Source organism: Nocardiopsis sp. MG754419 (genome assembly GCF_018207095.1).
Classification (GTDB): domain Bacteria; phylum Actinomycetota; class Actinomycetes; order Streptosporangiales; family Streptosporangiaceae; genus Nocardiopsis.
In genome coordinates, this window is the sequence record NZ_QOCZ01000066.1 from 20,164 (window position 1) to 27,599 (window position 7,436).

Here is a 7,436-nt window from a genome sequence, read left to right on the forward strand (position 1 = left end):
GGCGCTTCCTCACTGTCCGTAGGCGTTCTGGTAGCGGTGGTAGAGGGCGTCGACGTCCTCCTGCGGCAGACGTTCGACCGGGCCGCCCTGCCGGGCGATGTGCATGGTGCGGGCCACGTCCTCGCACATGACGGCCGCCTTGACGGCCGCCTCCACGCCGGCACCGAGGGTGAACACCCCGTGTCCGCGCATGAGGACGGCGGGGGAGCGGTGTCCATCGAGGGTCTGGACGATGCCCCGGCCGATCGCGTCGTCACCGATGAGGGCGAACGGACCCACCGGGATGTCGCCGCCGAACTCGTCGGCCATCGCGGTGATCGCGCAGGGGATGGCCTCGCCCCGGGCGGCCCAGGCGGTGGCGTAGGGGCTGTGGGTGTGCACGACCCCGCCGACGTCGGGGCGGGCACGGTAGACGTGGGCGTGCGCGTCGGTGTCGCTGGAGGGTCGGTGGCGCCCCTGGACCGGACGTCCGTGCAGATCGCACACGACGATGTCCTCCGCGGTCAGGTCGTCGTAGGAGACCCCGCTGGGCTTGATCACCATCAGGTCGGTGCCCGGGACCCGGGCCGAGATGTTGCCGCTGGTCCAGGTGACCAGGTTCCACCGGGTCAGTTCGGCGTGCAGGGCGCACACGCGTGCGCGCAGCCGCTTCACCTCCCCGCTGTGGCGGGTCAGCTGATCCTGGAGGAGGTCGGTGGAGTTCATCGCGTCCCCTCGCCGGTGGGGTGGGTGGTGAGGGCGGCGTGCCGCAGGGCGCGCAACCGGTGCAGGCTGTCGGTGCCGCCGCGGCCGAAGTGGTCGTGGAGTTCGGTGTAGACCGCGAAGAGGTCGTCGTAGGCCGCGGCCCGTCCCGGGTCGGGGTCGACGGTGTCCGGCCGGACCCGACCCATGGCGGCGGAGGCACTGTGGACGTCGGGGTGGACGCCTGCGGCGACCGCGGCGTGGATCGCCGCCCCCACGGCGCAGCTGTGCTCGCTGTCCACCACCCGCAGGGGCCGGTCGAGGACGTCGGCGTAGATCCCCAGGACGAAGGGGTTGCGGACCATGCCGCCGCCGATGGTGAGGTCGTGCACCGGGATCCCGGCCCGGGTGAAGGAGTCGATGATGGTGCGGGTACCGAAGGCGGTGGCCTCGACCAGGGCGCGGTAGACCTCCTCGGGCCGGGTGGCCAGGGTCATTCCCACGAGCACACCGGACAGGGAGTGGTCGACCAGGACCGACCGGTTTCCGCTGTGCCAGTCGAGGGCGACCAGACCGTGCCCGCCCACGGGGGCGTCGGCGGCCTTCGCCGAGAGCAGGTCGTGGACGGACACCCCGCGTGCGGCGGCCTCCTCGTGGTAGGCCGGAGGCACGTGGGTGTCGACGAACCAGCCGAAGATGTCGCCCACACCGCTCTGACCGGCCTCGTAGCCCCACATGCCCGGGGTGATCCCGCCGAGCGCCATGCCGCACATACCCGGCACCTCGGCGAGGATCTCGGAGTTCATGACGTGGCAGGTGCTGGTGCCCATGATGGCGAGCATCCGACCGGGCGCGGTGGTCTGCGCCGTGGCGGCGGTGACGTGCGCGTCGATGTTGCCGATCGCCACCGGGGTGCCCTCGGCCAGCCCGGTCCAGGCGGCCGCCTCGGCGGTCAGCCCGCCGGCGCGTGCGCCCAGAGGGAAGAGCGGATGGTCCAACTTGTCCTGGGCGAAGTCGGCGAAGCGGGGATCCAGGGCGGCCAGGAACTCCTTGGTGGGCCAGGCACCGTCCTGGTGGATCCCCTTGTATCCGGCGGTGGCCACGTTGCGGGTCTCGTGCCCGCACAGGCGCCAGACGATCCAGTCGGCGCCCTCGATCCAGCGGTCGGTGCGCTCGTAGACCTCGGGGTCGTCGCGCAGCACCTGGAGGGCCTTGGCGAACTGCCATTCGGAGGAGATCCGCCCTCCGTAGCGGGGCAGCCAGGATTCACCGCGCTCGGCCGCCAGGGCGTTGATCTCGTCGGCCTCGGGTTGGGCGGCGTGGTGGCGCCACAGCTTGGGCCAGGCGTGCGGGCGTTCGGCGAGGTCGGGGAGTTCGCACAGGGGGGTGCCGTCGGCGGTGGTGGGCAGGACCGTGCAGGAGGTGAAGTCGGTGCCGACGCCGACGACCCGTTCCGGGGCGACCCCGGCCCGGCGCAGGGCCTCCGGGACGGCCTCTCGCAGGACCCGTCGGTAGTCCTCGGGGTGTTGCAGGGCGGTCTCCGGTTCGAGGGGCGCGCCGCGCCCGGGCAGACGGTCGGTGAGGACGCCGTGGGCGTAGACGTGCTCGGCCGTACCCAGTTCGGTGCCGTCGGCGACCCGGACCACGACGGCGCGTCCGGAGAGGGTTCCGAAGTCCACACCGACCACGACCGGGTCGTCTGAGACCTTCCCGGAACCTGGATTGTGGGCGTTAACATTCGCGGCCAAGGAGCGTTCCCTTCTCGGCTGCGCGCACTGAAGAGACCCCTTTCGGGTCGCTATGTACGCAGTTTTCAGGGGGTGATTGTGACTTGGCCAACATTGTTGGCGTTAACAATCGATGAAGTCAACCCCCTGGGTGGAGTGAGACGGTCGACGGTGGCCCGGGGGCGCGGGCACCGGGGCACGGGCGGAGCCGATCGACGCCCCACCGGACCCGGCCGCGGCCCTGAACACCGGTGCGCTCCATGTGCGCGGTGCGCCCGTGCGGCCCCCGCCTCCCCCAGGGTCGGAGCGTCCGGACGGGGAGACCGGCGTCCCGGTCGAGGCACCCCTGTTCGCCTCGGTCGGGAGACGTCGTCCGGTCGTCGCGGCGGGCGGCTTTGGCAGAATCGGAGCCATGACGACCGGCCGTGGTGACTTCACCTTGACGATGGACGAGCTGCGCGCCGTGGCGCGTTACGTCGTGGAGTGCGCGGAGGACGTCCTTCCCGTGTTCGAGGACGCCGTGCCCGACGACCCTCGACCTCGTGCGGCCCTCGACGCCGCCCGGGTGTTCGTCGACGGCGCCCCCCGGTCCCAAGCGCAACGGGTGACCTCGCTGGACGCCCACCGGGCGGCGAAGGAGGCCCCGACCGAGGCCGCGCGACTCGCCGCCCGAGCGGCGGGCGACGCCGCCTCCGCCGCCTACCTGCACCCGATCTCGAAGGCCACCCAGGTGGGACACATTCTGCGCGCGGCCGCCTGCGCGGCACGGGTGGGCGAGTTGACCGCGGGGGAGGACCCCGCGGTCGCGACCGCGCTGATCGAGCGGGCCCGTGACCGGGCGACCCCGGTGGTGGTCGACGTCCTGCGCCGGTACCCCCGGGCGCCGGTCGGCCGGCAGCGCGTGGCCCGGCTCATGGTCGACCTGGACGCCGCGCTACGCGATTCCGCCCCTGCCGTTTCGAGGAGCGACGAGGGTCCCTGACCGGAGGACCGGAACCGTCCGGCGGTCCCGCGCACGACGGAGCGCCCGTGCCCCGGTGCGGGGAACGGGCGCTCCGGATACGGGGTTCAGGCGCTGGGAACGGGCGCGGAGTCCGGTGCGGCCTGCGGCTTGGGCGCACGGTCCAGCAACCCGGCGGTCACCGCGATCCCCAGACCGGCCACGGCCAGGATCGCCCCGATCGCCGCCGGGGAGGCGTACCCCAGGCCCATGGCGATGCCCACGCCACCGACCCACGCGCCACCGGCGTTGGCCAGGTTGAACGCCGAGTGGTTGGAGGCCGAGGCCAGGCTGGGCGCGGTGCCCGCCCGGCTCATCACCAGGACCTGCAACGGGGCGGTCACCCCGAAGCCGACGGCGCCCAGCACCACCACGCCGATCGCCGCTGTCCAGGGGTTGTGCACCGCCACGGTGAACAGGGCCAGCACCGCCGCCAGGCTCGCCAGGGAGCCGTAGATGGTCGGGCGCAGCCAACGGTCGGCCAGCGGCCCCACCAGGAGGGACCCCAGGGTCATGCCCACACCGAACAGGGCCAGCACGATCGGCACGCCGGAGGAGGGCATGCCCGCCAACTCCGTCATCATCGGCGAGATGTAGCTGTAGACCGCGAAGACGCCCGCGAAGCCGAACACCGCCGTGAGCAGTCCCAGGAGCACCTGGGGTCGTGCCAGCGCGGTGAACTCCCCGCGCAGCCCGCCGCCCTGGGCGATCGACACGTGGGGCACCCAGCGGGCCACGCCGAGAACGGTCAGCGCGGCGATCACCGCCACCACCAGGAAAGCGGTGCGCCAACCGGTGAGCTGGCCCAGCAGCGTCCCCGCGGGCACCCCGACGATGTTGGCGATGGTCAGTCCCAGCATCACCCGGGCCACCGCGGTGGCCTGTCGGGCGGGCCCGGCCAGGTGGGCGGCGACGAGCGCGGCGACCCCCAGGTAGGCGCCGTGCGGGATACCGGCCAGGAAACGGGCCGCCAGCACGGTCTCGTGCGAGGGAGCCACCACGGTGAGCAGGTTGCCCACCAGGAAGACGCCCATGAACAACAACAGCGCCGTCTTGCGGGGCAGGCGTGTGCTGAACGCGGTGAGCAGGGGAGCGCCCACCACGACCCCGAGGGCGTAGGCGGAGATGAGGTGTCCGGCCGTCGGGATGGGAATGCCGAGGTCGGCGGCGACCTCGGGGAGCAGGCCCATGATGACGAATTCGGTGGTTCCGATGGCGAAGGCCCCGAGGGCCAGGGCGAGCAGGGCCAAGGGCATGGCTGTTGCCCCTTTCCGAGCGGTGGGTCGTGGAGTGTGCGCCGTCGGGCGCGGGAGGGCCTGGTGGTGGCCGTGGGACGTGCAAGCCGTCGGGACCGTGGTGGCCGATGTTTGGCACGTGCTAAACCCAGAGTGTCAGGTCTCCGAGGCGCACATCAACAGAACGGCACGTGATCTGCCTCGCGCTCACGGGCCACACCGCCCCCACGAGCACGAACGTTCCCGACACCGAACGGTGTCCGGTTCATTCCGGGCGTGGGGGAGCGGTGCTCTCGCGGACGGTCAGCGTGGGCGTCAACACCATGTGGTCGCTGGCGGTGCGCCCCTGATCCAGGCGCGCCGCGGCCGCCGCCACCGCCAGTTCCGCCATGCGCGACACGTCCTGCCGCACCGAGGTCAGGCGCAGGAACGGAAGGCGCGCGATGGGGCTGTCGTCGTAACCCACCACCGACACCTCGTCGGGGACCAGGTGTCCGGCCCGGGTCAGGGTGGCCATCAGCCCCCGGGCGCAGAGGTCGTTGCCGGCCACCACCGCAGTGGGAAGAGCGCCCCGGTCCAGGAGCGCACGGGCCGCCACACCGCCCGAGTCCTCGTCGTAGGCACCGGGCACCACCTCGGCCCGCGCGCCGAGGCCGTGGTCGCGCATGGCCGCCAGGTAGCCCTCGCGGCGCTCGGGCGCCCCGGGCAGGCCGCCGCCGTCCACGTGCACGATGTCCCGGTGGCCCAGGGCCACCAGATGGTCCACGGCCAGGCGGGCCCCCGCGACGTCGTCGGTGCGGACGCTGTCGGTGTTGACGGCCCCCGAACGCTGGCCGATCTCGACCACCGGCACCCGCGAGGCCACCTGCGCCAGGTCCTCGGGGGCCTGGGCGGACAGACCGATGAGCACCAGTGCCTCGCAACGCAGTCCGACCAGGTCGTCGATGGCCCGGCGTTCGGTGCGGGTGGCCATCAGGGCGCTCAGGACCACGCTGTACTCCTGGAGGGCGGCCGCCGGATACAGCGCCCCCACCAGGTCGGTCTCCATCGGGTGCGCCATGCTGAACAGCACCCCGAGTTGACGGCTGCGGGCCCGACGCAGCAGTTGGGCGGCGGTGTCGGCGCGGTACCCCAGTTCCTCCGCGGCCCGTAGGACGCGCTCCCGGGTCCGGGCGCTGGGGCCCGGGCGATCGCCCAGCACGAGGGAGACCAGCTGCCGCGAGACCCCCAGGTGCGCGGCGACGTCGGCCATCGTCGGACGCCCCGTGCCGTGGTCGCTCCCTGCCACCGTCGGCCTCCTCTCGTGCAGGCGCATCGTACCGCCGACCACGAGAACCCGACGCATCCCGAGAGCCGGGGTCGGGGCGTCGGAAGGAGCGAACGGATCATCACCCCCGGAAAGGATCCGGTGAACTCGAAAGACCCCGGCGACCCCGCCACGCCGGAGCATCCCCCACTCCCACGCGGGCCGCGATTCCCGGGGCGAGGGGCAGAGTCGAGGCGACGGACGGGCGGGACCGGAGCGAGGCGGGACCCACCGTGCTCGGCCTCCTGGCCGACGGGGACCTGGTGGAGGAGACGACCGGCCGGGTCGCACGTGATGAGGAGGGTGCACCGGTCCGCGCCTGCGGCAGGGGCCTGCGGCGTCTTCTGACGCGAGGACGGGGACGGGGCCGACGGTTTCCCCGTGACCGCCCACCCCTACCGCTCCCGCCGGGAGGCCACCCTGCTGAACCGGGACGACTCGATGGCGGGCTTCGTCCTTACGGAGGTCGCGTTCGGTCCCGTGACCCCGATCGGCTCCCAGGAGCGCTCCCGACCCGGGCGAAAAAGAGCGGGGGCGCGCCCTGAGGCGCGCCCCCGCCGGGTCTGGCCGGGTCCCACGTCCCCCAACGTAGGACCCGACCTCGCGGCCTGCGCACTGAGTGCGGTCTGGCCGCTGGGAGGGCGGATGCAGCGATGATGTCGTGTCGGAAACCCCCATTGCCGACACGAGCGCGTGCATCCGCGCATGGTCTGAAGATGATGTCGAAGCCGCTCACCGGGCCCGGCTGGGTCGGTCGGGGTCGGGGACGGTCCGGGTGGCTTCACCTGTGAGAACGCTCCGTACGGGTGGAGTGTTCCCAGCTCTCGATCCGAATGTACGGGGTCCTCGGTAAAAACCACGTGCGGTACGGACCACGGGTTGTCCATACTCTCCGTGATCAGGGGCGAGGAACGCGCGCGAGGGATTCGGCTCGACCGTCGCACGACGCCCATCGAGCCCGACGGACGCGCGTCGACCCGGGGCCTCGGCTGTCGAGAAGCGCCGTCGCGGCAGGTAAGTGGCCACTCCGTGCCTCGAAAGCGGCGCGGAGCGCACCCCCGGGAGCCCCCGGGGGTGGACCGCGCCACGGGGTGCGGAGAGACACCTCACCCGACCAGTCGCAGGGGAGCATGTTCACGGCCGGTGACCCGGAGTCACGTTCTGGTGCGCACCGTGCCGGGTGCGTGGGCGCCGGGAGGGAACGCGTCGACATCGACGCCCGCCGGTACGTTCCCCTGGCCGGTGGATCCGTTCCCCCGGCGGGCCGGGACGCATGGAGGCGGGCCCGGCGCGCGCCGGGCCCCACCCGTGGTCGGGCTCAGTGCGAGTCGGGGGCGGGTTCGCGTTCGCGGAGGGTCTGGAGGACCTCGGACAGGGCGTCGGCGAGCACGACCGGCTCGCGTGTCCGACCCTTCGGTGGTTCGTCCGTGTGGTGCGGGCGGCGTTGCCGGGGTAGGGCACCGGGGTGTGTCGGGTCGGTGGAGGTG

The 7,436-nt window shown here is 72.8% G+C and carries 5 protein-coding genes; 1 reads left to right on the forward strand and 4 read right to left on the reverse strand.

Going from position 1 to position 7,436, the window contains the following annotated elements; genetic code table 11:
* Positions 1–9: 9 nt before the first annotated feature.
* A complete protein-coding gene (locus DSY14_RS14640) occupies positions 10–705 on the reverse strand; it encodes an L-ribulose-5-phosphate 4-epimerase (RefSeq protein WP_211717100.1) in 696 nt (231 codons plus the stop codon).
* On the reverse strand, positions 702–2,429 hold the full coding sequence (gene araB, locus DSY14_RS14645; RefSeq protein WP_249187900.1) for a ribulokinase: 1,728 nt from the start codon (positions 2,427–2,429) through the stop codon (positions 702–704). Before araB ends, DSY14_RS14640 begins: the two co-directional genes overlap by 4 nt.
* A 391-nt stretch (positions 2,430–2,820) precedes the next feature.
* Between araB and DSY14_RS14650 the strand changes: the two genes are divergently transcribed.
* Positions 2,821–3,390, forward strand: coding sequence for a putative immunity protein (locus DSY14_RS14650; RefSeq protein WP_211717101.1), 570 nt, complete (start codon positions 2,821–2,823; stop codon positions 3,388–3,390).
* Positions 3,391–3,476: 86 nt separating this feature from the next.
* On the opposite strand, the gene DSY14_RS14655 is transcribed toward DSY14_RS14650, so the two are convergent.
* Both DSY14_RS14655 and DSY14_RS14660 read right to left on the reverse strand, forming a co-directional pair.
* Entirely contained in the window at positions 3,477–4,664 is a 1,188-nt protein-coding gene (locus DSY14_RS14655; RefSeq protein WP_211717102.1) for an MFS transporter, read from the reverse strand.
* Positions 4,665–4,908: 244 nt separating this feature from the next.
* Positions 4,909–5,895 (reverse strand): LacI family DNA-binding transcriptional regulator, encoded by a 987-nt coding sequence (locus tag DSY14_RS14660; protein WP_211717108.1) that lies wholly within the window; start codon positions 5,893–5,895, stop codon positions 4,909–4,911.
* Positions 5,896–7,436 lie beyond the last annotated feature (1,541 nt).